We start from the raw sequence: 24,054 nt of genomic DNA, 5'->3' as shown, positions 1-24,054 counted from the left end.
AGCTTATTTGATTGCTCTAATTTTATGATTTTCGTAATCTGCAACATAAATAGTTCCATCAGGAGCTACAAGCATTCCCGCAGGCTCGTAAAATCTAGCTTCAGAAGCTATTCCATCTACATCACCAGACTGACCTGCACTTGTATTACTCATACCAGCTACTGTGGTTACTTCATCTACGGTAATTGATACTTTACGAATATTATCATGCGTAGCACAGGATACTAAAACATCACCCTGGTTATCTATAGCAATTCCGTTTGGAGTACCAAAAGTACTATTTAACCTTGTTCTATCGAATGAACCTGATAAGCCAGAAGTACCTGCCCAAGTTGTTACTACCCCATTAAGTGTAACCTTACGAACAGTTCTTCCAAAATAATCGGAAACTAGCAGCTCATTATCTGCATTAATAACGATACCCGTTGGGTCTTTAAATTGGGCTGCTGAACCGGTACCATTATCGTATCCATTTGTGCCACCAGCTAAAGTAGATACTAAACCATTCGGATCAATTTTTCGAATTCTTTGATTTTCTAAATCTGCAACATAAATATTTCCAGCAGCATCCATAGTTAATGCTGACGGTTTATTAAATTTTGCATTTGCTCCGGTGCCTTCCGCATAGCCACCTGTACTACCAGCTACAGTAGTTACCACGCCACTTAAACTTATCTTTCGAATTCTATTGTTCCATGTATCTGCTACATAAAGATAACCATCGTTACCCATTATAATATCTGATGGACGAAATAATCGAGCATCAGTACCAGTCCCATCTTGAAAGCCATTAAACCCTCCGGCTAATGTTGAAACCATACCTTGAGGAGTGATTTTACGAACAGTGTGATTACCATACTCCGTAACATATATGTTACCATTGTTATCCATTGCCATTCCTGTTGGTCTATCAAAAGTAGCTACAGAAATATCTCCATCTACATAACCTTCTGTAGAACCAGCAAATGTGATTACACTTATTGGTTCAACTAGATCTGTTATTGAAATAGTTATTTCTTGAGTTGCATTTACTTCACCCATAGTTACTACTACCGTGGCTGAAATAGATTGTACTGTTTCGAAATCGATTTTATCACTATCAATTACAGAAATGACTCCTGTTGATGATTCAATTGTGATAGCATCAGTAAGACTAACTGTTTCGATAGTATAAACAAGTTCTAAAGATGAATCTGTAATTGCAGAAACAGTGCCGATTATAGTACCATTCTCTGAATTTTCGTCAATTGAAAATTCATTTGAAGAAGTAATGGTTAATTCAGCATCTTCAACATCGTTAATAGTTATTGTAAAATCTAATGTCTCTGATGTTGTTTCTACGAGTGCTTTAACAACTCCAGTAACACTTGTATTTGTTTCGTAATCGAATACGCTTACATCGGATATAGTTAATTCACCAGTCTCTGAATTAATAGCTACTGCACCTTCTGGTATTTGAGAGACTATGCTATAAATCAAAGTGCCTTCATTAGTTGTTACTTCTACAGTTCCCAAACTCGTCTCAATTTCTTCATTTTCATTTATAGCACTACTAAAATCTTCTGCTGTAATTTCAATGGTAGTTTCTTGTTCTTCCTCCTCTTCTTCTTGTTCCTGTTGTTCTTCTTGTTCCTCCTGTTCTGGATTTGTGGTTTGTTGCTCATCGTCATTTGAGCAGCCGAATACAATAATATTTGAAATTAAAAGAATTATAATGTAATTAAAGGGGGACTTTTTCATAATTATGGTTTTGTTTTAAGGTAAAAAAAGAACGAGAATACTACCATTATATTGCTATTTGAAAATTACATATAGATTGGTAAATGATCAATCCTGAAGATTTATTGAAGATTTCAAAACATCGTACAATTCACTTTTACTAATGACTTAATCAGTGATATTTCATCAAAAAAAAAGGATATAAATGCTACCACTTATATCCTTTTATTATCAGTTGTTCGTATTACAAAAAATAAAATAGAAATCAATTTAAAAAGTTGAAATCAGTATTCCTTTACGAGAATCTATTTAAAAGACTAGTTTTAAGAACTTGTCTGGCTTTTTCTAAAATTTCGCTTACCTCTTCTAAGCTTTGTTTTCTAATAACTGCAATTTCCTCTAGGCTAAATTGAAAATCTGTTGCCAGTTCATATACTTTCCGCATTGATACGGGTAAATTATGAAATACCATAGCTATATGCTTCTTAACATTTTCCTCACTTATATTCTTATCTAGTTGAGTTATTAGTTCATCACTATTATCTTCAATAAAAACGTGATTTAATAAGTAATCATTTTTATTGTAGGATATATCATCTAATTCTTCAAGCATAACAAAATCACCATCACCATCGGTACTGAATTTTTCTTCCATTTCATCCCATTCAGGTTTTGTAAAATCGTCAATGTTTGAAAAGAAATAATCATCAAATTCTTCGTCCGCTATTTTGTCTTCTAATAGTTCATCTGCTTTTCTAAATAGAAATGGGTGCAAATCTTTACTATTTTCAACCCAATCAAAATGATCGTATACTTCTATAAATAATTGATCTATAAAATCGTCGGGTTTATATTTTCCCATTGGAAGAATATCTTTTGCAATGGCGTCACTCAATCTCTTCGTAATATATCGCTTTACTTGAGAGAATGTTTTTAACAAAAGGTCGTTGAAATCTTGCTTATTATTAGCCTCTTTATATTGCTTTAAACCTGAGAATGTACTTGCAACAAATACATTAAATTCTTTTTTACTTTCAAAATCTATTAGAGCGTCCATGGTACAAGTTTTTAATATTTCTTGTATCAAATTTGGCGTTTTATTAAATGAAAAACGATGACATTAATCAGTATTACTAAATCTTAACTAATTTTTTCTTAAAGTTCAGCATATTAAATATTCAACTAACTTAATTCAAGAAATGATTATAAACAATTACTGAATTTCAATAAAAACTCCATTAAGCATAACTTTGTCAACAGTATTCATGGCTTCTAAACTTTCTATGGGATTTTCACGTAATAGTATTAAATCTGCAACCTTGCCTTTTTCTATACTTCCTAATCTATCCTCGATTCTGAAAAATTTCGCATTTGTAAGTGTCGCAGCTTCAATGACCTGCATGTTGCTTAGTCCCGAAGCTTTAAGTAATTCCATCTCTCTATAATAAGCATAACCAAATTCTGCATAAGGCGCAAAGGTATGTGAACCTACCACTAGAGTACCCCCTTCTTTATTAATTCTACCCACAAACTTTAGCATATTGGCAAAGGCATTAACTTCAGCACTGTCGGCTTTAGCATATTGTTTTTCAAAAACAGCCAGCGTTGGGCTAACAAATGTTTTTTTCTTCACTAAAAAAGGGACAATAGAATCAACTTTACCGTTATTATCAATATCTAAAGTATTCCACACATCATAACGTCCTTTTCTACGGGCATTATTATCCGCCAGAATTAAGTTTTTATAATTTTCAGCATCTTCAGCATTTAGCAATGAAGCGCCAAAAGAAGTAATATGCTCGATGCCATCTAACCCAGCATTAATGGCATCATACATATTAGAAATTTCTAAATGAGCCGTAACTGGAATACCACGTTCATGCGCTGTTTCGCAGATGGCTTTTATTTTATCAATAGATAATCTATAATATACTTTAATTGCAGTTGCCCCTTCGTCTGCAAACATATTTACAGCACTACGCCCCTCTGATGAATCTTGTATTAAATAAGAGTTTTTGGGGTATGCTGGTGGGTAGCTATCAATATGTGGCCCAGTAAGGAATAATCTCGGTATGTTTTTATCTGAATTCCTAGCGGCATCATAAGAGGAGTTCCAAGCTCCTGGATCACGCACCGAGGTCACCCCCTTTTTTAAAAACAAATTAGTGATTTCACCAGATTCGCCATGAAAATGTGCATCTATGAGTCCAGGTAGCAATGTCATACCCGTGGCATCTATAATTTCTGCATCTTCTGGGATATTCTCTCTTAAGTGTTCGCCTACATAGTCTATGATATTATTTTTAATAATTACCATCGAATTCGATTGAGGTGTAGCTCCTGTACCGTCTATAAGTATTACTCCTGTTATAGCAATTGTCTTATCACCAATCTGAATCTCATTACTGTTTAATGCATGAATGGGTTTCGTCTTTATTATTTCATCAGATTTTAGTCCTTTTTGGGATTGTTGCTTACAAGAAATTGAAAAAATTAGGCAAATAATATAAAATGGAATGCTTTTCATTGATTTGGTTTAATTGTAAGTTCTAAAAATAAGAATTAATTCACGTTCCAATTTATCAATAATAAATAGGGGCATCTATTATTAAGCTCTAAATTTTAATCGCCTACTTCATTAGTAAAAAACAATTCTAAGTTGATGATTTGTAGCGATAAATAGACTTCAATTATGTTTTTTTAAAAAATAATTCAACATAAACGTTACATGTTTTTGTCCATTTGATTTTCAAAATTTGCGAATATTTAGATATTTATATTAAAATATTGATAAATTAGATATTTATTAGCCTATATTGCTTCGTTTTAATAAAAAATAAGATTTAAACAACCTACCAAAAGAAACCTATTAAATGCAAGAAGCAGCTATTATCACCCTCGAACAATCAGAACTTATTTCCGCTATTGATACTGTATGGGTATCATTATGTGCCGCAATTATTTTTTTAATGGAAGGCGGTTTTGCGCTACTTGAAGCTGGGTTTGTACGTGCTAAAAATTCAATGAGCATTATTGCTAAAGTAATAATTGACATTATTTTTGGAGGCTTAGCATTTTATGCGGTCGGCTTCGGAATTGCCTATGGATCGTCTAATGGTTGGTTTGCTTTTGATATTGGAATAACAGATTCTGATTTAGGATTAGGATTAACCGTTTCCAATAAATTGTTTTGGTTTATACAACTTGGCTTTGCAATCGCAGCAATATCTATAGTATCAGGGGCAGTTGCGGAACGTATGAAAGTTTGGGCGTATACCATTTTCGTAATTATTTTTTGTTCAGTAATGTATCCGCTTGCAGCAAATTGGGTTTGGAATCCGGATGGATGGTTAGCTGTTAGAGGTTTTAATGATTTTGCTGGCTCTGCCGCAGTACATGCTATGGGCGGATTTGCCGCTTTGGCAGCAGCAATAGTTTTAGGACCGCGATTAGGAAAATATAGTAAAAAGGGAAAACCAGTTGCCATACCAGGTCATAATTTACCACTTGCTGCAGTTGGTGGTTTTATTCTTTGGTTCGGATGGTTTGGATTTAATCCAGGTTCTACTCTCGGTGCCGTTGGAAATTGGGAACTAATTGGTACAATAGCTACCAATACATTCTTAGCTTCGGCTGCAGGTGGAGCTTCGACTATATTCTACACTTATTTTAGATATGGACAAATAGATATTACTATGACAATTAACGGTGTACTCGCTGGACTAGTAGCAGTTACTGCAGGTTGCAACGTTTTTGAACCGGGATCAGCATTAATAATTGGTCTAATTGCCGGTATCTTGGTAGATGTTGCTGTATTGTATATTGACAAGGTTAAGATTGATGACCCTGTTGGTGCAATTGCTGTTCATGGTGTTAATGGTTTGTTTGGAACAATAGCTGTTGGCTTATTTGCCGCGGAAGGTGGACTATTTTATGGCGGAGGGACTTCTTTGCTAATAACACAGACCATCGGGGTTTTAGTAATTGGTACTCTATCTTTTATTGTAACTTTTATTATTATGACAATTATGAAGAAAACTATTGGTATTCGAGTAAATAGATCTGAGGAAACTGCAGGTATTGATGCTGTTACTTTTGGTGTGGAAGCATATACCACTTTTGAATAATTTGTCCATTTGAAACTTAAAAAAATACCTACATGAAAAAACTAGAAGCGATTATCAGACCATCTAAACTAAAAGCTGTTCAACGTGGTTTAAAAAAAGCTGGTATTCCCTGTATCACTGTTACGTCTGTAAAAGGTACAGGATTACAAAAAAGTTATTCGGAGCGTTATCGTGGTACAGAACAATCAATGATTTTACAAAGTCGTGTCATGATTACTTGTGTTGTTAGTGATATTCATTTAGAAAAATGTATCGAAGTAATTAAAAAGAATGCATCAGAAAATAAGGTTGGAGACGGCAAAATTTTTATTTATGATGTACAAGATGCCATTCGCCTAAGTACTGGTGTACGAGGAAATGATGCTATTATATAAGTTAACGGCCTGGTAATAAATTAGATATAGCTAATATCTTATAATTATTACGTGCTATTTTGAATAGTACCACAGAATTTGTTATTTTCACCTTTCTCCTCATTCATGTACCTACTTTCCCCCCTATTGGTTTAAGTTAAAAGCTTTAATGGGAACAAACTATTTGAATGAAATCGAAAGCAATACTGCTATTCGTTACATATTTGTTGATTTTTTCGATACCATCGTACATCGAACTGTACACCCTAATCAAGTAATTCGTCTTTGGGCCAAATTGATGATTAGAGAATTGGGCTTAGAATTAACAATAGATGAACTCTATTTTATACGTAAAGATGTTGGTGAGTATTTAGGTAAAAAAAATAATAAATATTATTATGAAGTTGAGTATTCTGAATTAATTACTGAAATCTATAATAGATTAACAGCAACCTGTAAATTGAGCAATAGGTCTATTCAGAATTTTGCAATGTATTTTGAACTTGCTGATTCTCGAGCAGAAAAAAATGTACAATACCTAAATAAGTCTACTACAACCTTGTTAAGCACTTTAAAAGAAAAAGGTTATAAACTGTATTGCGTCTCAGATTTTTACACGTCAAAAGAGATAATTGAAAACCTTTTAGAACACCATGAGATAAATCATATTTTTGAAAATGTATTTGTATCAGCCGATTTTAATGAAAGTAAACATTCTGGAAAGCTTTACCCTCTTGTTCTTAAGGAATTAAATTTATTATCAGCTAACGTATTAATGATTGGTGATAATCTGAGAAGTGATGTGATAAATGCTAAAAAATATGGCTTAAGTGCTATTCACTTACCCAATACTAAAGATTCGAAAACTAAAAAACGATATTTAATTGGTTCTGACCGTAAAGATTATAATCGTTTAATTAAAAAACTATATAAATATTGTAATAATAAGAATGTTCCTCCTAACAGTGATTATATATTATTTTATGCGGTTTATATCGAAAGGTTGTATCATCATTTGAAAAAATCAGGAATTCAAAATATTCTTTTTTTAGCAAGAGAAGGCTTGTTTTTAAAACGAATGTTTGATCACTATCAGCTACATTTTACATTAAATAAAGAGGATAATATAAAAACGCATTATTTTAAAACTTCACGCCAGGCTTCAATGTTAGTGGCATTAAAAGATATAGAAGTAGAGAATTATACTTTCCTCAGAAGAAAATACCCTCACCTATCACCTATTAGCTTTTTACAAAATTTCACTTTTAATGAAGAAGTGATTGAATTAATAATTAACGACTTAAACCTTCAAAATATTAAAAATGAGGTCATTCCTAATTTTCTAGACTCAGAAGTTTATCAAAAACTAAAAGCAAATGAGACTTTTAGAGTTGCCTATGACAAGAATCGTTTTGGACAACAGGCCGCGTTTAAAACATACCTCGATTCATTCGAAATAGATTTTTCTGAAGATGGAATGCACTTGGCTGATATTGGTTGGGGTGGCTCTATGCAAGAATGTCTTTTTGATTATTTTGAAGAAAAAGTTGAAGTTCACGGTCATTACCTTGGTCTAAATGAAGTTTATGATATTCAAAAAGAAACAACACGTTGGGGTTTAAACTTTTCGATTTTTCCTTATGCAACTTATAATGATAACATATTACGAGGCAATACCGAATTGAATGAGCAATTACTTTCTGCTGGGCACGGCTCTACCCTTTCTTATAATCATTTAGATACTTTTACGAATGAATTCCATTATGAGGTTGAGAAAAAGACTTATCACGAACATATATTTGAAATTCAAGAATTTATGTTTACGCAGTATTCCAGTTTTATAAAGAATTTAGATTCGGTGTGCTATGATGATGCTGTAGTACAACATGCAATGACCGACTACGCTATGCGAATAGGCCTTTTTGCTTCGAAACGAAAGATTGCCAGTGCAATGAAAATTTCTGAAGGATTCTATACAAATGTTGGTGATTTTTCGAACGGACTTAAATTATCACCACAGAAATACACCCAAAATAAAATTGGTTTATTGAAGAACTTACTACTAAGTCCAGATAGTATGTTTCCTTTACTCTTGCGAGTTAAACCTTTTCTATACTCCAAGAAGAAGTATTTTTTAGTTTATCTATTTCCAAGTTGGTTCATTTACCAATATATAAAATTGACTAGAAGGGTTAAAAAATCTGTATTTCTAAAAGTAAGTCGTTTTAAATTTGATTATTTAAAATAAAAAAGCCCATTATAATTAATGGGCTTTTTCTGAAAATATATGATTGTACCTTAGATAACTGTTACGTTTACTGCGTTTAATCCTTTTTTTCCTTCTTGTAAATCGAATTCTACTTCGTCACCTTCTCTGATTTCGTCTACTAAGCCAGAAATATGAACAAAATGATCTTTTTCAACTCCTTCTTCTGTAATGAAACCAAATCCTTTGGCGTCGTTGAAAAACTTTACTGTTCCTTTACTCATTGTACTATAAATTTAATTTGTTAATGCTTATTAATAAACAAAGATGGTGCCATTTATTGGATTTGTTCTTATTTAGTGTAATTAAATTTTTCTTAAATTATTTTCGAGGAGTTCCTAAAAGTAATTAGAAACCAACTAAATAGAGGTTTTGATACCAACAAAGACAAGTGCAGAAATAAATTAAACAGTCTAACGTAAAAGATTATTATTATATAAGCTCATTGCATTTTTAAAGTAATCATGTTTGTTTATATGATTTCATCAATTGATTTTTGTTAGAGAAAGTCCTTATAATTTATTATACTTTAGTGTTTTATACAGCATATTTTATATAAATTACATAGCGATAGGGGTTATATTCTTTTCAAATACAATTCTTTAGAAAACGCTGCAGATTTGAGTTGTTTAGGACTCAGTAATTTTAAAGACTAATTTAAAAATTATTGTTCGACAGCAATTGATTAGTATTTATCCTATTTCATAATAAAGTTACGCCTAAATCAATATCTACAAATGAAATATTCAGGGCTTAATAGGTTTCAAAATATTATGCTATTAATTCTAGCATTCTATACAACATCTTATTGTACTATTCTAGGTCAATCTCATGAAGATAATTTGGCTAAGCTTAAAAAAATAAAAAGTGATGAAAATTTTAATCCTGAAAATGAAACTTATATCGACTTACTTATAAGTATTGGTGACAAAGCGTATTTATACAAACCCGATAGCACAATTATTATACTAAATGAGGCTTATGAATTAAGCAAGAAATCTAATTATATAAAAGGACAGAGCAAGACTTTAAATAGTTTTGGATACTATTATACTAATATTGGAAACCTTGATAAAGCGTATATAAACCTTGAGGAATCTTTGGGTATTGCGGTTGGTTACAATTTACCACATGAGATAATTAATGCTTTAAACAATATTGGACTTGCGCTTTGGCAAGAAGGGAAAAATGGTTTAGCACTTAGTAAATTTCTTGAGGCCTTACCTATTGCCGAGGAAGTTAATGATGTTTATATGATGGGGGCACTTAATGATAATATTGCCTTATTATATGAAGATAACAAGGATTTTGAAACGGCCCTATCTTTTAATGAGAAATCGCGTCAAATTAGTATAGATAATAATTTAGAAACAGCCTTGGCACAGACGCTTTTAAATATGGCATCTATTTATACTAATCAGAAAAAATATGCAATTGCTACTGAAACCGTTGATGAATGTATAACTATTTTTAAAAAAACTGGTGATATTGACTGGTTATCATACTGCTACGAAGTGAAGGGGAGTATTGCTCTTGAACAGAAAAATTACAATGAAGCTAAAGTATGGTACGAAAAGGCTATAAAAATTTGTGATGAGATTGGCTTAACTATGGGTTATACGATGACCTATTTGGGAATGGCCAAGTCTTATTTAGGTCTATTAAACTTAGAAATGGCAGAATTCTATGGTCTTAAATTATATGAGGTATCTCAAGAATTAAAAATCTTTGAATCTATAAAAGAATCGAATTTAGTTTTATCTCAAATTTATTATAAAAAAGGTGACTTTATAAAAGCTTTTGACTATCAATCTGAATATTTGAAACTTTTTAAAAAATCTTCTGCCGAAGACTATCAAAAGGGACTTGGAGTTTTGAGAAGTGAAATAAAATTTGAGAACCAAAAAAAGCTACTTGTAGAGGAAAATAAATTAATTATAGAAAAGCAAAGACGTTATACTTTTGCCGCAATTGCAGCATCTTTACTTTTGGTTATTTTTTTAGTATCGATTTATAGGACTCATAAAATTCAAAAAAAGCTCAATTATCAATTACAAACTAAACAAAACGATTTAATTAAACATGAATCGGAACTTCAAGAGGCGAACAATACTAAAGACAAGCTATTTTCGGTTATTGCACATGATTTAAAAGGGCCAATAAATTCATTTCATTCCTTAATAAAATTATTTGCAGAAAGTGGATTGTCAAAAGAACAATTTGATATGATTCTACCTAGGGCACTTCACGATATAAAGGGGATTTCAGATATGCTCAATAATCTTTTAGTTTGGGCAAAAACACAAATGAAAGGTACTCTCATTAAACCTAGTAATTTGGATTTAGAGGCAATTATTAATGAAAATATTGAATTATTAAAACCTTTAGCTCAGAAAAAATCTATAGCTATATACAATAATATTCCTGCAAACACTATTAGTTTTAGTGATCGAGATCATCTGGATATTCTTCTTAGAAATTTAATGAGTAATGCTTTAAAATTTACCAATATAAATGGAGAAGTGAATATTAATTTAATTGAGAAGAGCGATAAATATCAAATTGAAGTGAAAGACAATGGAATTGGTATGACAGAAGAAACCCATGCAATTTTATTTGATAAAAATAATACTAAAACCACCTATGGTACAAATAATGAAAAAGGTACTGGTTTAGGTTTATCCTTAAGTCAAGAAATGGTTGTAAGTAACGGTGGTATAATATGGGCTGAAAGTAAATTAAATGAAGGAACGTCTATCTTTTTTACAGTTCCTTTGAAGAACAATAAAGAAGTATAGTAGTAATGAATTTTGATTAACTAATATATTATAAATTAAGGTTCTATAAGTTTTTTAAAAAAAATTTAGTGACTTTCCAAGAATTGACATAATTGTGAGAAACTAAACTAGACGTTTCCGAGATACCTTTTAACTGTTTTACTGTAAAATTACGTGCACCCAGAATAACTTGTTCGATTACTTAAGTTTTTATAAGCTCTGAGTTTTTAGTGATTAAGTTTTTTTCTATCGCCTGATTACTTACCATGTTTACTTTAAATACTAGTAATAATAAGACTGATGTAATTGTTTGTATTTCATATGTTTTAATAAATCATTCGTTAAAAGAAATATAGCAGACAATCAGCTAATTATCTTTTGATTTGTAAAATCGAAATTTTGGTTCACTTGTCTTTAATGTAATTTTAGAAAGTGCTACTAATCGAAAAGCTGTCATATACTACACTATAAAACTTCAATGTTCGTTTTCTTAAGCATCGTTAGCCCTGTAATTCATTATAACTATAATATTATTATAGTTATTTAAAGTTATCGAGCTTTATAACAAAAATCTATGAAGAACCTTACCTCCTACATATTTATTGCTATAGTTCTTATAATTTCTTCTTGTAACTCTAACGATTTTGAAGAATATGTAATTAGTACTCAAGATACTATTGAGTCTGAAAATTTAGATGCAGAAGGTTTACCTATTCGACTTTTTAGTGCGCAAATGCCAGAAATATTAACTACCAATGAATATATCATAGAATTAGACCGATGGGATATTCCCACAACAAACAGCAATGCTGCTAAAACGACTACTAATCTACAAGCAGCAATAGACTGGGCACATGACGAAGGATAAAACAAGATAGTATTACCAGCGGGTGAATATTTAGTTGGTGAAGATGTGAATGATATTTACTACGGTGGTATCGATATTTACGGAGATACGGAATTTGTATTTAGTGAAGGTGCTATTTTAACTATAGATACTAATGATAAATGGAACTATTGCGTTTTGCGCTTAAATGGCGATAATATTATTGTACGTGATGGAGAAATAAGAGGAGAACGAGATACACACATTTTTACCCCCCGAGAAGATGGTAAAACGGCACATGATGAAGGTCATGGTATTTGTGTATGGGATAACAACAATGTGTTAATAGAGAACATGAAAGTACATAGTTTAACGGGAGATGGTTCGTTGGTACTCGATTCGAATGATGTAACATTTACAAATAACAATATATATAACAACAGACGTCAAGGAATTTCAATTGTAGGCGGGGTTCGGATTGAAATTACAGCTAATGAAATACATCATATTAAAGGCACTTCACCACAATTTGGAATAGATATCGAAGGTCCTGGACGCGTGGATGAAGATATACTGATTCAAGATAATTATTTTCACCATAATTCTGGAGGTGATATTGTGAATGCATCTGGCGAGAATGTTTATATCCTAGATAATATTATGGAGCAAGGTGATGATAGTAAATATATAGATGGCCCTATTGTTAGTTGGCATAAAACACATAATATTATTGCTCGAAATACAGTAACTATGCTCAATGGTTCTGCTAATGGACGATTAGGGTATATTCAATATTCTAGCGGCGGCGATAAAGGCCATAATAGAGCAACTTTTGTACACGACAATGTAATGAATAATTGCGGAATGTATATGTACAAGAGCTCTGATGCAGATGTGCGACATAATAAGTTCTTGGGGTATTTTTTAGCGTTCTCAGATTTTGAAAATGCCATATTGGTCGATAATGTAGTTACCTATTCCGAGGAGCACACAAACCTTAGATACTGTTGGTCTTATCGTTTCAAAAATGCAACAGGTTTTGCCAGTGGCAATTATTTGGGTGACGAACTTGAAGAACTACCGTTATCGGAAACTGAACCTTATACCTTACAATGTGTCTTAGACGGCTGGTAGTAGCAATAAAAAAGAATACACTACCAAATATGAAACCTATTTCAGGTTTAGATAATGTATTCTTTAATTATAATTTAAAGCAAAGTAATTACTATGCTTCTTGTAAGGTACGTTTCGATTTTCTATAAGTATAATTTGGATAAATTGTACGCTTAGCAAAACGGTTTAACTTATTAGAATTAACCATCTTAATATAAATAGGTTTTGTTACTCCAAAGTATTCGTACGTTGTACCATCTAAGAACGTAATTTCTAAAACAAGACCTTTGTGAATATAGTCTGCTATACCAGATGTGGTAATAGTTTCAGTATATGCATCTAAATTGGCTTCAATCGTTTCAGGTGCAATACTTACTAAGAAATGGTATCCATCAATTATAGCACGACTTTTTGCTTCTGCTTCCTCGCGTTTAGCATCACCTTCTTGAAATTTGTCAGGATGCCATTCCTTTACCAGGTTACGATAACTAGTTTTAAGGGTTTTAAGATCAATATCCTTTTCTATATTAAATAGTTTCTTGTACTGGTTAATACGTTTCATGTGCACTTTTTTTGAAGGCGCAAAACTACACCTTTATCCCTATTAATTGTATATAGTTGTTTAATAATTAAATCTTTGTTAAGATTAAAGAATGAACGTTCATTTTTATATACCTTTGTAATTGATATTTTAAGAGAATGGCTAAACTTCAGAAAAGTATAGATAAGCGCAATGCCTTAGTAAAGGCAACAATAGAGTTAGTAAACAATAATGGTTTCCATGCTACACCTATGAGTAAAATTGCAAAAATGGCGAACGTTTCACCTGCAACTATTTATTTATATTTTGAGAACAAACAAGATTTAGTTAATCAGACTTATGTAGAAATGAAAGCTGAATACACAAAGTATGCTTTTGAGACTTACAATGAAAAAATGGATGTTGAAGCAGGTTTTAAGTTGATTTGGAAGCGTATTGCAGATTTCAAATTTAAAGAATGTGAGAGCGCTATGTTTTTAGCGCAGTGTGATAATACCCCTATGATAGATGAAATTAGTAGACAGGAAGGTATAAAACACCTACAACCTCTTTTGGAGTTGTGGGCACGAGGAAAAAAAGAAGGTATAATTAAACCTTTATCGGATTACTTATTATACGCTTATTCCATTAATCCACTTTCATTTTTAATGATTTCTCAGAAGAGAGGTGCAATTACATTGAATGAAACGAATATTGAAGAAGCATATGAATCAGCATGGAACAGTATAAAAGTTTGTAAATAGGATGAAAAAGACTGCTATTATTTTAGGTGCATCAGGGTTAACTGGAAATATATTACTTCAAAAATTAATAGAAGATGAAAGATATGACCACATAAAATTGTTTTCACGTTCTAAAATTGAAAATTTACCTAATAAGGTGTCACAATACATAGGTGACCTTTTTAAACTTGAAGATTTTAAAACTGATTTTAGTGCCGATGAAGTCTATTGTTGTATTGGCACAACAGCGAAGAAAACTCCTAATAAAGAGGTGTATAGACAAATTGATTACGGTATACCGGTAGCTGCGGCGCGCCTCTCTAAGGAAAATGACATACCTACTTTTTTCGTGATTTCAGCAATGGGTTCAAATAAGAATAGTAAAGTATTTTACAATAAAACGAAAGGTGAAATGGAGCAAGCTGTACTCCAACAAAACATAAAAAACACCTTTATATTAAGACCTTCTTTAATTGGAGGCGTTCGTAATGAAAGTAGAACATTAGAAAAGTTAGGTTTGTTAATATTTAAAATAATACAGCCATTATTTATAGGGAAATTGAAGAAATATAAAATAATAAACGCTGAAAGTATTGCACAAGCAATGTTGAATTTGGCAAATAGTACAAGTAATGCCGATGTCATTATTACATCAAACGATATTGAAAGAATATCAGAAAATAACTAAAAGAATAAATAGATTATATGGAATTATTAGACAAATTAAATTGGAGATATGCTGCTAAAGCAATGAATGGTGAGAAAGTAGCTGAAGATAAAATAGAACGGATTTTGGAAGCGGCTCGCCTTGCCCCTACTTCTAGTGGTCTTCAGCCTTTTGAGATATTTGTGATAAAAAATCAAGAGATTAAAGAGCAGATAAAACCTGTAGCATGGAACCAATCTGTAATTACAGATTGTTCACATTTATTAGTATTTGCAGCATGGGATACCTATACCGAAGATCGAATTAATTATATGTTCGATTTAACTAATGAAATTCGTGGATTTAAAAATGAAGGTTGGGAGAATTATCGACAAATGTTGTTGAGTTTATATCCACAAAGAGATGAAGAATTAAATTTTAATCATGCAGCAAAACAAGCATACATTGCTTTTGCAGAAGCTATAACTGCTGCTGCCTTTGAAGGTGTTGATACTACCCCTTTAGAAGGTTTTGAGCCAGACGCAGTGGATAAAATATTGGGATTACGTGAAAAAGGATTACGTAGCGCAGTTCTATTACCAATTGGATATAGAAAAGAGGATGAAGATTGGCTAGTCAACTTGGTTAAAGTTAGAAAACCAATGAAAGATTTAGTAACAGTAGTAGCATAGACTATTGCTAATTTAATTAAGATTTAAAGTTGAACAAGATGAAGATATTATTTGTTTTAACATCTCACGATAAATTAGGAGATACAGGAAAAAAAACAGGTTTTTGGGTAGAAGAATTTGCTAACCCATATTATACGCTTTTAGATAAGGGAGCAACTATTACTATTACAACGCCAAAAGGAGGAACAGCACCAATAGATCCAAGTAGTGATTCACCAGATGCAGCAACAGAAGCTACAAAACGTTTTGATAACGATGAAGAAGCTAAAGCGCTTATTGCAAACACTAAGAAATTAGAAGATGTGAATCCAGATGATTTTGATGCAGTATTTTATCCTGGGGGACATGGACCTCTATGGGATTTGGCAAGTGATGTTAATTCAATTGCCCTAATTGAGAACTTTAATAAAGAAGGTAAACCAATTGCTTTTGTATGTCACGCACCAGCTGCTTTAAAAGAAGTAAAGAATGCCGACGGAACACCTTTAGTAGCAGGAAAAAAGGTTACAGGGTTTACGAATACTGAAGAGGCAGCCGTGGGACTTACCGATGTAGTTCCGTTTTTAGTTGAAGATATGCTTAATTCTAATGGAGGCATTTATTCAAAAGTTGATGATTGGGCGCCCTATGCTATAAAAGATGGTAATTTAATTACCGGACAAAACCCAGCTTCCTCAGAGTTAGTTGCAGAAAAGTTATTGGAAAGTCTTTCTTAGAAAGAAATACTATATTTTTTTATAAGGGTTGCCAAGTATTGGCAACCCTTTATTTGTTTTAAAGGTAAAAGTGTTTAGTTCAAGAAGCGAAACGAAAATATAATGTTTAAAAATACTGTTATTGAATTTTAGAAAACCAATATCTTCGCGCGCTATATGTGGATGTATCTCGGACTTTTAGCGGCATTATTTTTAGGATTACATAACTTATGTAAAAAACATGCTGTACAAGGAAATGAGGTATTCCCGGTATTATTAGGTACAATTTCATCAGGATTTTTATTACTACTTCCCCTTTATGCAGGATCTGTGTTTTACCCGGAATCCATGATGAAAGTACAGTTGTATATATCCGAAATATCATTAAAAACTCATGGTTATATCGCTATAAAGTCAGCAATAATGGCTGCCTCATGGGTACTAGCATATCAAGCACTAAAACACTTACCTATTACAATTGTTACCCCAATTCGTTCAGCCGGACCATTTTTTACTTTTATTGGAGCAATTACTATTTATCAAGAAAAACCAAATTTGTGGCAATGGATAGGTTTCTTTTTAATCATATTTTCTGTGCTCTTATATTCTAGAATTGGTAAGAAAGAGGGTATTAATTTTAAACGAAACAAATGGATATTTGCTATTATAGGTGCCACATTCTTAGGTGCTTCAAGTGGTTTATATGATAAATTTTTAATTCAAAGTTTAGAGCTAAATCCGCAAACATTGCAATTTTGGTTTAGCTTTTATACGGTTATTATTCTTTTGATAATTCTAGCGATTACTTGGTTTCCAAATGCAGAAAAAAGAAAAGCGTTTATATGGCGGTGGACTATTCCTTGTGTAGGGATATTACTTGTTATTTCAGATTACTTCTACTTTAAGGCGTTACAAGACCCAGAAGCGTTGATCATGCTACTTTCTGCAATAAAAAGAAGTCAGATACTTATTTCCGTTCTGGTTGGTGGTTTTATTTTTAAGGAGCAAAACAAGCGTAAAAAATTAGTGCCATTAGTAGGAATTATGTTGGGTGTATTTCTGATTCTATATTCATAAAACTTGGCTTCATTTCTTCTGGGATATTTAAAATAAATGAAATACACTAATAAGAATATTTCAGGACAGTATCTTTGTGTCTTAGAATAATTTTAGGTTTAGAAAAGATATGGTTTTTAAAAAATTGCATCCTCAGATATTAGAATCACTCGAACGTTTAGCTATAGAAACGCCGACATCCTTTCAGAAAATTTGTATTCCAATTGTAAAAAGTGGCGCGAATGCCTTCTGTTTAGGTGCTAAAGAAAGTGGAAAAACTACAACCTTAATATTAACTACCCTGCAAAAGCTTAAATGCGAAGCTGTAGGTGATGCTCCTAGAGCTGTGGTTATTGTTGAGAACAAAGAAAAGGTTTTAGAATTGTATGATGCTTTTTTAAAATATACAAAATACAGCTCGATACGTGTATATGCTAGTTACGAACAGTTACATATTGATGTTCAAAAGTCTGAAATATATATGGGTATTGATATTCTTATTACTACACCAAAAACATTACACAAGCTATTTTTAAGTAACGGAGTCAGTATTTCAGAATTAAAAATTTGTAGTATTGAAGATGCGGAATTCTTATCAGTAAAAAGTGAAACAACTAGTCTAATTTCGACTGCAGGAAGCATTAAAAAATGCCAATTTGTTATTTATGCCGAAAAGATGCATCCACAATTAAGTCGTTTAAAAGAACATTTTATGGAGTATTCTAAAATTATAAAGATATAGTGTCAATATTTTACCAAGTAATAGGAAAATAATCTTTTAAAAATTTCCCACACCAGTGCTTTCCCGTATTTATTCCATCAAATAATGGGTCTACTACTCGGGCGGCACCATCCACAATATCCAATGGTGGTTGAAAATCATGTACCTCTTGCTTCTTTTTAGCCAATTCTGCAGGATCTTCATCGGTTACCCAGCCAGTATCTACAGCGTTCATATAAATTCCATATTTTGCTAAATCGCCAGAAGCCGTATGTGTTAGCATGTTTAAAGCCGCTTTGGCCATATTCGTATGTGGATGCCTAGATTCTTTAAAAAAACGATGGAATTTACCTTCCATAGCTGTAACATTAATAATATGTTTCTGACCGGTATTTTCCTTTTTCATTAATTCTGATAGTCGGTTACATAACACAAATGGCGCAACAGAATTTACCAATTGTACCTCCACCATTTCTGTAGTTTCGATGGCGCCTAATTTTAAGCGCCAGCTATTCGTTTTACGTAAATCAACTTGTTGTAAATCAGCATCTAATTCGCTTTCCGGGAAAACTTCTTCTGTAACCAAACTAGCATCAAAACTATATGGAATTTGCGATAATTTTGCTGATGACCTTAATCCTATACCCGGTTCAGGTCCGTGCCACGATACAGGCATATTCTTATTTGAAGAAGCAGAGGACGTTAATTCACTTAATTCATTAAGACAACTTTGATGGTCTGCTAATAAATCTTTAGCGAATTTTGGTAGGCTATCAATTGGTCGTTCTTCATTGAGCATTAAATGTGAATAAAATCCGGCAGGTCTGCGTACTGTTTGTGCAGCATTATTTATTAAAATATCGAGTTTTTCATAGTTCTGTTCAATATAATTACAAAAAATCTCAACACTAGGTATATGCCTTAGATCAAGACCATGTATTTTTAATCTATGCCCCCATTCTGTAAAATCTGCTTCTTTTGAAAATCGTAGAGCGGAATCAACAGGGAATCTTGTGGTAGCAATTACGGTTGCACCACCGCGTAATAACATTAAAGTTATATGATAACCAATTTTAAGTCGCGAACCTGTAATGACAGCTACTTGGCCCTTAACGTCTGCTGTTTGAAAGCGTTTTGCATAATTTAAATCGCCACATTCAGTACACATAGTATCGTAAAAATGATGTAGCTTCGTGAATTTTACCTTACAGACATAACAATCTCTAGGTGATTCTAATTCTAGAGTGTCCTTATTTGATAAATCAGCTGCGGCTAATAATTTTGGAGCAACAAAAACAGAGGCTTCGCGAGCATATCTTATTCCTGTTTGATTTCGAGCATTTTTATCTTTGGCAGCTTGTTTTCGTTTTGCTGCTTTCTTTGCATCTTTTTTTCGTCTAGAAAACTCTTCTCTACTTGGTCTAGAAAACTGACCCGAAGCTTTTATTAAGGCCGTTCTTCTTTCTTTAGGAATCTCAAATATTTGATTTGTATCAGCAACCAATCGCTCTAAAACTTGGATGCATTTTTCTACTTCTTCTATCGTTACCTCGTTATCAGTATTTGATTCTTTACTCATCATTCTGCCTAAATTTTAACTGTAAAATGTATCTTTTAAAGTATTCACATTAAAGGATAGTTACACGTACTTTTTTCTTTTTTAATCGTGTATTATTCAATTTTTCAACCATTGCATTTGCTATATTCTGCTGTACTGCTACAAATGCACAATCTTGTTTTAATTCAATAATTCCCAATTGGTCTTTATTTATACCGCCTTGTTTAAAGAAAAGACCCGCAATATCTCCTTTGGATATCTTGTCTTTTCGTCCACCAGAGATAAACAGTGTTTGCCATAATTGTGATGTATTCTCTTTTCTTTCAGAAATATCTATTGGAGTATCATTTTTAATGAATTCTGGCAAACGTTCACTTTTTCCTTGTAAAACATAAGCGGTGCCTTTTTCATTCACACGGGCTGTGCGACCATTTCTATGGGTAAACTCCTCAACTGCCCTAGGAAGTTCATAATGAATTATAAATTTCATTTCTGGAATATCGATTCCCCTAGCTGCTAAATCAGTCGCTATTAATACTTGACAACTACCATTTCTAAATTTTATTAAGGAACGTTCTCTGTCGCGTTGTTCCATTCCACCAGAAAAACAGGTGTGATTAATTCGATTTTCATCTAAATAGGCGCTTACACGTTCAATACTATCTTTATAATTACAAAAAATAATACCTAGTTGATTACCAATGTGTTGTAATAATTTTACTAGAGTACTTAATTTATCGTTGTCTGAGGCAAGAACAGTTTTAATAGTTAGTCGAGCTTCCTTTTTTGTATCAAGATAATTAATAATTGAAGGATTAGATAAACGCACAAAAGCTGGAATTTCAACGCCTTGAGTAGCAGAGGTTAAAATGCGTTTATTAAGACTTGGCAATTGATTAATAATTTCACTCATTTCTACTTCAAAACCTGTTTCTAGTGATTTATCAAATTCATCCAGAACTAAAGTTTTAATACTCATTTTAGAATAACGGTCACTACTAAAATGGTCAGCAATTCTACCGGGAGTACCAATTAAAATAGCGGGTGTATGTTTTAGTTCAATTTTATCCTTAGAAATAGGTCGGCCCCCATAAACTGCATTTACTTTAAAACCGGAACCCATTGTACGCAAAACTTGTTCAATCTGAATGGCAAGTTCTCTAGATGGAACAAGAATAAGCGCTTGAATATCAGTAACGTTAGTTTTTAAAGAAGCAATTAGTGGTAAAAGAAAAGCTAGCGTTTTACCAGTGCCTGTTGGCGAAAGTAATACAGTGTTATTAGTTTTTTCAATTACTTCAAGGGCTTCTTTTTGCATTGGGTTCAATGCCGATATTTTAAGCTTCTTGAGTATATCTTGTTGATTACGAATATAATTAGCCATTTCGTATTACTTCTTTTTAGAAGTCTCAGTTTTAATATTATTCATTGTGTTTTGTGAAATATGTTCTGCTATTACTTTTTCTATCAGTTCTTCTTTCGTTAAATGATGAAAAATAGTTTTTACTTTTTCCTTAGATTCATTAGAAATAGTGCGATTTGGCTTTGTTTTAAATATTTTTTTTGCCCAAAGCTCCAAATTGGTTTCTTCTCTGTTTTCAGCAGTTTGTTTTTTATACTCCTTAAAAACGATACCGAGTTCTTTTTCAAATTCAGGAATATCAACAAGTTCCTCATTTTGAATAACACTTAATGAAAGCCCCTTTGCTCCTGCCCTAGCCGTTCTACCACTTCTATGTACATATGCTTCATAAGTGTCCGGAAGATGATAATTTACAACATAGGAGGTTTCTTTTACATCAATTCCGCGAGCAGCCAAATCAGTGGCTACCAAAATATCAATATATCCCGCTCTAAACTGATCCATTATACGATCTCGAATTCCTTGCGAAAGACTACCGTGAATAGCTCCAGATGAAAATTTATTGATTGCTAGTTTTTTAGCCAATTTGTTAACTGCTGCTTTGGTTTTACAGAATATTATTCCGCGTTGGCCTTCTTTAGCGTTTAAAAAATGAAGTAAAACTTCTAATTTTTCAATAGGCTCAACTACTACATATTTATGTTCAATACCTTGATGCCCTACATGCTCCATATCAGCTGCTATATGTACAACATGTTTCGACATGTAATTCTGAATCAATTGTTTTACGGTACCGGGCATAGTAGCTGTAAACAATAGTGTCCTCCTAGATTTGGGCATTTCAAGAGCAAGTGTATCTAAATCTTTTTTTAAGGCCGTGACCATCTCATCTGCTTCGTCTAAAACTAAAATCTTCAGATTTTTTATGCTTACCGCCTTACGTTGTATTAAGTCAATAAGTCTGCCAGGAGTCGCAACAATAATATGCGTTGCTTCTTGTAATTGTTCAATTTGAGGTTTTATAGGTATTCCTCCACAAACTGAGGCTATAGAAATTGATGGACAATGGGTTGCAAATGAGACTAGGTTACTATATATCTGTTGTCCTAGTTCACGCGTTGGAGCCAATATCACCGCCTGAACTTCTGTGTTTTTAGTATCTATTAATTGTAATAACGGCAGTCCGAATGCGGCAGTTTTACCAGTGCCTGTTTTAGCCAATGCAACTACATCTTCCTTTTTGTTTAAAAGTAACGGAATTGTTTTTTGTTGAATATCAGTAGGAACTGATATCTTTAAATCTGCAAGACCTTCTAATAGATGTTTGTTAATTCCTAAATCGGAGAATTGTTTAGACATGAAAATATTTTGCGCAAAGATAGGTGCATGAAATTTGAGAATCGTTTAAATGCTGGCAAATTTCTTAACTTCTATTATCCATTTATACAAGACGAGCTACCATATGCACAAATGTTGCTAAATAAAGTATAATTGATGGTAACTTACTATTCACACCAAAAAATCTATTGTTATGCCTGCCTACGAGAAACCCAATTTTGTACACCCCTTTGATGTGGGTACAGAAATAAATCGTCTTAGAGATCATAAAGCAACACGAAATATACCCGATAAGTCAAATAATAAGTTGCTAATTGGCTCTTGGAATATTGCTAATCTCGGACTCCAAATTCGCATGGAAGACCATTACAAATTATTGGCGGAAATATTAAATTGGTTTGATGTGGTTGCTGTGCAAGAGGTAAATGATAATCTCACTGGACTCCGCGGAATAGAATCTTTTTTACCTTCTAAATATAATTTAGTATTCTCAGATAAAGGTGGTAATAATGAACGTTCTGCTTTTATTTATGATAGCACTATTATTAATCAATTAGAACTTGTTGGTGAAATTTCAGTACCGCCAAAAGACCATGCTTATATTAAACTAAAAGGGGTAACTACTAAATTTACTGGTTTTGATAGAAATCCGTATTTATCTTCATTTCAATGGAATAATGAGACGTTTATTCTTATTACAGTTCATTCCTTTTCTGGTGGTAAAACTAAGGCTGATTTAGAAAGAAGGGCACTAGAAGCTTATGCTGTTGGGCGATATGCCGATTTAAGAAATGGTTCTAAAAATGCTTTTTCTAAAAATCTCATTGCTTTAGGTGATTTTAATATTCCGATGATAGAAAAAGGAGATGTTGTTTATGAGGCACTAATAAAAAGAGGATTAAAATTGCCGGAACATTCTACAAAAGTATACTCCAATATTTCTAATGATAGCATGTATGATCAAATAGCATTTCTACCATCAATAAAGTCGAAGATTGTTACACATGGTGTATTCGATTTTGATGATGCCATTTTTCCTGAACTTTGGGAAAATTCTATTTCTGATTTTAAAAAATACCTGCGTTATTATATTTCAGACCATAGACCCATGTGGATGCAACTAGATCTTTAACTTCATTTTTGAATCTTGTAGAATTCAAACTAATCACGGAGTGTTTTTAAATTGAGTAGTTTTGTATTATCCATTTATGGATTCCTTTAAACGTCTATTTATGAAATTCAAATCAATTGTTTCTGCAGTTCTCTTTATTTTAACTACAGCATTTTTTACTGGATGTAAGGAGAAAAAAGATGCTAATAAAGACCATATTCATGCTGAAACTTCCTTAGAATATCAATGTCCGATGGATTGTGAAGATGGTAAAGTTTATGATAAACCTGGACAGTGTTCTGTTTGTAAAATGGATTTAGCTTCTTTAAATGATGATTCACAGTCAACTTGTAACGTTCATAAAGATGGTAATTGCAAATGTGAAGGTGATAAATGTGCTTGTGCAAACTGCGAAGAACATTCATGACTT

General features: G+C 32.5%; 22 protein-coding genes. 14 read left to right on the top strand and 8 right to left on the bottom strand.

Annotated features, from left to right (window positions below; translation table 11 throughout):
• Positions 1 to 3: 3 nt before the first annotated feature.
• From UH7x_RS17815 to UH7x_RS17805, 3 genes are all read right to left on the bottom strand, one after another.
• Positions 4 to 1,740, bottom strand: coding sequence for an NHL domain-containing protein (locus UH7x_RS17815; protein WP_482361276.1), 1,737 nt, complete (start codon positions 1,738 to 1,740; stop codon positions 4 to 6).
• A 274-nt stretch (positions 1,741 to 2,014) separates the two neighbouring features.
• Positions 2,015 to 2,776 carry a sigma-70 family RNA polymerase sigma factor gene (locus tag UH7x_RS17810; RefSeq protein ID WP_482361275.1) on the bottom strand — a complete coding sequence of 254 codons (762 nt, stop codon included), beginning with the start codon at positions 2,774 to 2,776 and terminating at the stop codon, positions 2,015 to 2,017.
• 156 nt (positions 2,777 to 2,932) lie between these two features.
• Positions 2,933 to 4,246, bottom strand: a complete 1,314-nt coding sequence (locus tag UH7x_RS17805) for an amidohydrolase family protein (protein WP_482361274.1) — start codon at positions 4,244 to 4,246, stop codon at positions 2,933 to 2,935.
• 346 nt (positions 4,247 to 4,592) lie between these two features.
• On the opposite strand from UH7x_RS17805, the gene UH7x_RS17800 reads away from it, so the two are divergent.
• The 3 genes from UH7x_RS17800 (at position 4,593) to UH7x_RS17790 (ending at position 8,447) form a co-directional block, all read left to right on the top strand.
• A complete protein-coding gene (locus UH7x_RS17800) occupies positions 4,593 to 5,846 on the top strand; it encodes an ammonium transporter (RefSeq protein WP_482361273.1) in 1,254 nt (417 codons plus the stop codon).
• A 32-nt stretch (positions 5,847 to 5,878) separates the two neighbouring features.
• Positions 5,879 to 6,220, top strand: coding sequence for a P-II family nitrogen regulator (locus UH7x_RS17795; protein WP_482361272.1), 342 nt, complete (start codon positions 5,879 to 5,881; stop codon positions 6,218 to 6,220).
• A gap of 148 nt (positions 6,221 to 6,368) precedes the next feature.
• The gene (locus UH7x_RS17790) at positions 6,369 to 8,447 is read left to right on the top strand and encodes an HAD hydrolase-like protein (RefSeq protein WP_482361271.1); all 2,079 of its coding nucleotides are present in this window, start codon (positions 6,369 to 6,371) and stop codon (positions 8,445 to 8,447) included.
• A 50-nt stretch (positions 8,448 to 8,497) separates the two neighbouring features.
• Here UH7x_RS17790 and UH7x_RS17785 read toward each other — a convergent pair whose 3' ends face one another.
• Positions 8,498 to 8,689: a cold-shock protein gene (locus UH7x_RS17785; protein ID WP_482361270.1), complete on the bottom strand. Its 192-nt coding sequence runs from the start codon at positions 8,687 to 8,689 to the stop codon at positions 8,498 to 8,500.
• A 513-nt stretch (positions 8,690 to 9,202) separates the two neighbouring features.
• Between UH7x_RS17785 and UH7x_RS17780 the strand changes: the two genes are divergently transcribed.
• The 3 genes from UH7x_RS17780 (at position 9,203) to UH7x_RS17770 (ending at position 13,202) form a co-directional block, all read left to right on the top strand.
• A complete protein-coding gene (locus tag UH7x_RS17780) occupies positions 9,203 to 11,263 on the top strand; it encodes a tetratricopeptide repeat-containing sensor histidine kinase (protein ID WP_482361269.1) in 2,061 nt (686 codons plus the stop codon).
• 553 nt (positions 11,264 to 11,816) lie between these two features.
• Entirely contained in the window at positions 11,817 to 12,110 is a 294-nt protein-coding gene (locus tag UH7x_RS17775) for a hypothetical protein (RefSeq protein ID WP_482361268.1), read from the top strand.
• A gap of 45 nt (positions 12,111 to 12,155) precedes the next feature.
• Entirely contained in the window at positions 12,156 to 13,202 is a 1,047-nt protein-coding gene (locus UH7x_RS17770; RefSeq protein ID WP_482361267.1) for a right-handed parallel beta-helix repeat-containing protein, read from the top strand.
• A 91-nt stretch (positions 13,203 to 13,293) separates the two neighbouring features.
• Here the strand turns inward: UH7x_RS17770 and UH7x_RS17765 are convergent, their stop codons facing one another.
• A complete protein-coding gene (locus UH7x_RS17765) occupies positions 13,294 to 13,743 on the bottom strand; it encodes a KTSC domain-containing protein (RefSeq protein ID WP_482361266.1) in 450 nt (149 codons plus the stop codon).
• A 137-nt stretch (positions 13,744 to 13,880) separates the two neighbouring features.
• On the opposite strand from UH7x_RS17765, the gene UH7x_RS17760 reads away from it, so the two are divergent.
• From UH7x_RS17760 to UH7x_RS17735, 6 genes are all read left to right on the top strand, one after another.
• Positions 13,881 to 14,465 carry a TetR/AcrR family transcriptional regulator gene (locus UH7x_RS17760; protein ID WP_482361265.1) on the top strand — a complete coding sequence of 195 codons (585 nt, stop codon included), beginning with the start codon at positions 13,881 to 13,883 and terminating at the stop codon, positions 14,463 to 14,465.
• Position 14,466: 1 nt separating this feature from the next.
• Positions 14,467 to 15,132: a Rossmann-fold NAD(P)-binding domain-containing protein gene (locus UH7x_RS17755; protein ID WP_482361264.1), complete on the top strand. Its 666-nt coding sequence runs from the start codon at positions 14,467 to 14,469 to the stop codon at positions 15,130 to 15,132.
• Between the two features lie 17 nt (positions 15,133 to 15,149).
• Positions 15,150 to 15,782, top strand: a complete 633-nt coding sequence (locus tag UH7x_RS17750; protein WP_482361263.1) for a nitroreductase family protein — start codon at positions 15,150 to 15,152, stop codon at positions 15,780 to 15,782.
• A 38-nt stretch (positions 15,783 to 15,820) separates the two neighbouring features.
• Positions 15,821 to 16,498, top strand: coding sequence for a type 1 glutamine amidotransferase domain-containing protein (locus tag UH7x_RS17745; protein ID WP_482361262.1), 678 nt, complete (start codon positions 15,821 to 15,823; stop codon positions 16,496 to 16,498).
• A gap of 156 nt (positions 16,499 to 16,654) precedes the next feature.
• The gene (locus UH7x_RS17740; RefSeq protein ID WP_482361261.1) at positions 16,655 to 17,554 is read left to right on the top strand and encodes an EamA family transporter; all 900 of its coding nucleotides are present in this window, start codon (positions 16,655 to 16,657) and stop codon (positions 17,552 to 17,554) included.
• 109 nt (positions 17,555 to 17,663) lie between these two features.
• Positions 17,664 to 18,275, top strand: coding sequence for a DEAD/DEAH box helicase (locus UH7x_RS17735; RefSeq protein ID WP_482361260.1), 612 nt, complete (start codon positions 17,664 to 17,666; stop codon positions 18,273 to 18,275).
• A 10-nt stretch (positions 18,276 to 18,285) separates the two neighbouring features.
• Here UH7x_RS17735 and UH7x_RS17730 read toward each other — a convergent pair whose 3' ends face one another.
• Genes UH7x_RS17730 through UH7x_RS17720 form a run of 3 tightly spaced genes read right to left on the bottom strand, consistent with a single transcriptional unit; the run spans position 18,286 to position 22,534 of the window.
• Positions 18,286 to 19,836, bottom strand: a complete 1,551-nt coding sequence (locus UH7x_RS17730) for an SDR family oxidoreductase (RefSeq protein WP_482361259.1) — start codon at positions 19,834 to 19,836, stop codon at positions 18,286 to 18,288.
• A gap of 46 nt (positions 19,837 to 19,882) precedes the next feature.
• Entirely contained in the window at positions 19,883 to 21,196 is a 1,314-nt protein-coding gene (locus tag UH7x_RS17725) for a DEAD/DEAH box helicase (RefSeq protein WP_482361258.1), read from the bottom strand.
• A 6-nt stretch (positions 21,197 to 21,202) separates the two neighbouring features.
• A complete protein-coding gene (locus tag UH7x_RS17720) occupies positions 21,203 to 22,534 on the bottom strand; it encodes a DEAD/DEAH box helicase (protein WP_482361257.1) in 1,332 nt (443 codons plus the stop codon).
• A 172-nt stretch (positions 22,535 to 22,706) separates the two neighbouring features.
• Here UH7x_RS17720 and UH7x_RS17715 point away from each other — a divergent pair, with 172 nt between their 5' ends.
• On the top strand, positions 22,707 to 23,645 hold the full coding sequence (locus UH7x_RS17715) for an endonuclease/exonuclease/phosphatase family protein (RefSeq protein WP_482361256.1): 939 nt from the start codon (positions 22,707 to 22,709) through the stop codon (positions 23,643 to 23,645).
• A gap of 100 nt (positions 23,646 to 23,745) precedes the next feature.
• Positions 23,746 to 24,051 carry a heavy metal-binding domain-containing protein gene (locus UH7x_RS17710; RefSeq protein WP_482361255.1) on the top strand — a complete coding sequence of 102 codons (306 nt, stop codon included), beginning with the start codon at positions 23,746 to 23,748 and terminating at the stop codon, positions 24,049 to 24,051.
• Positions 24,052 to 24,054: the final 3 nt, after the last annotated feature.

The organism is Aurantibacter sp. UH7 (assembly GCF_056839165.1).
Note: the sequence above shows the minus strand (reverse complement) of the source record. Positions and strands in the feature narration are given on the sequence as shown.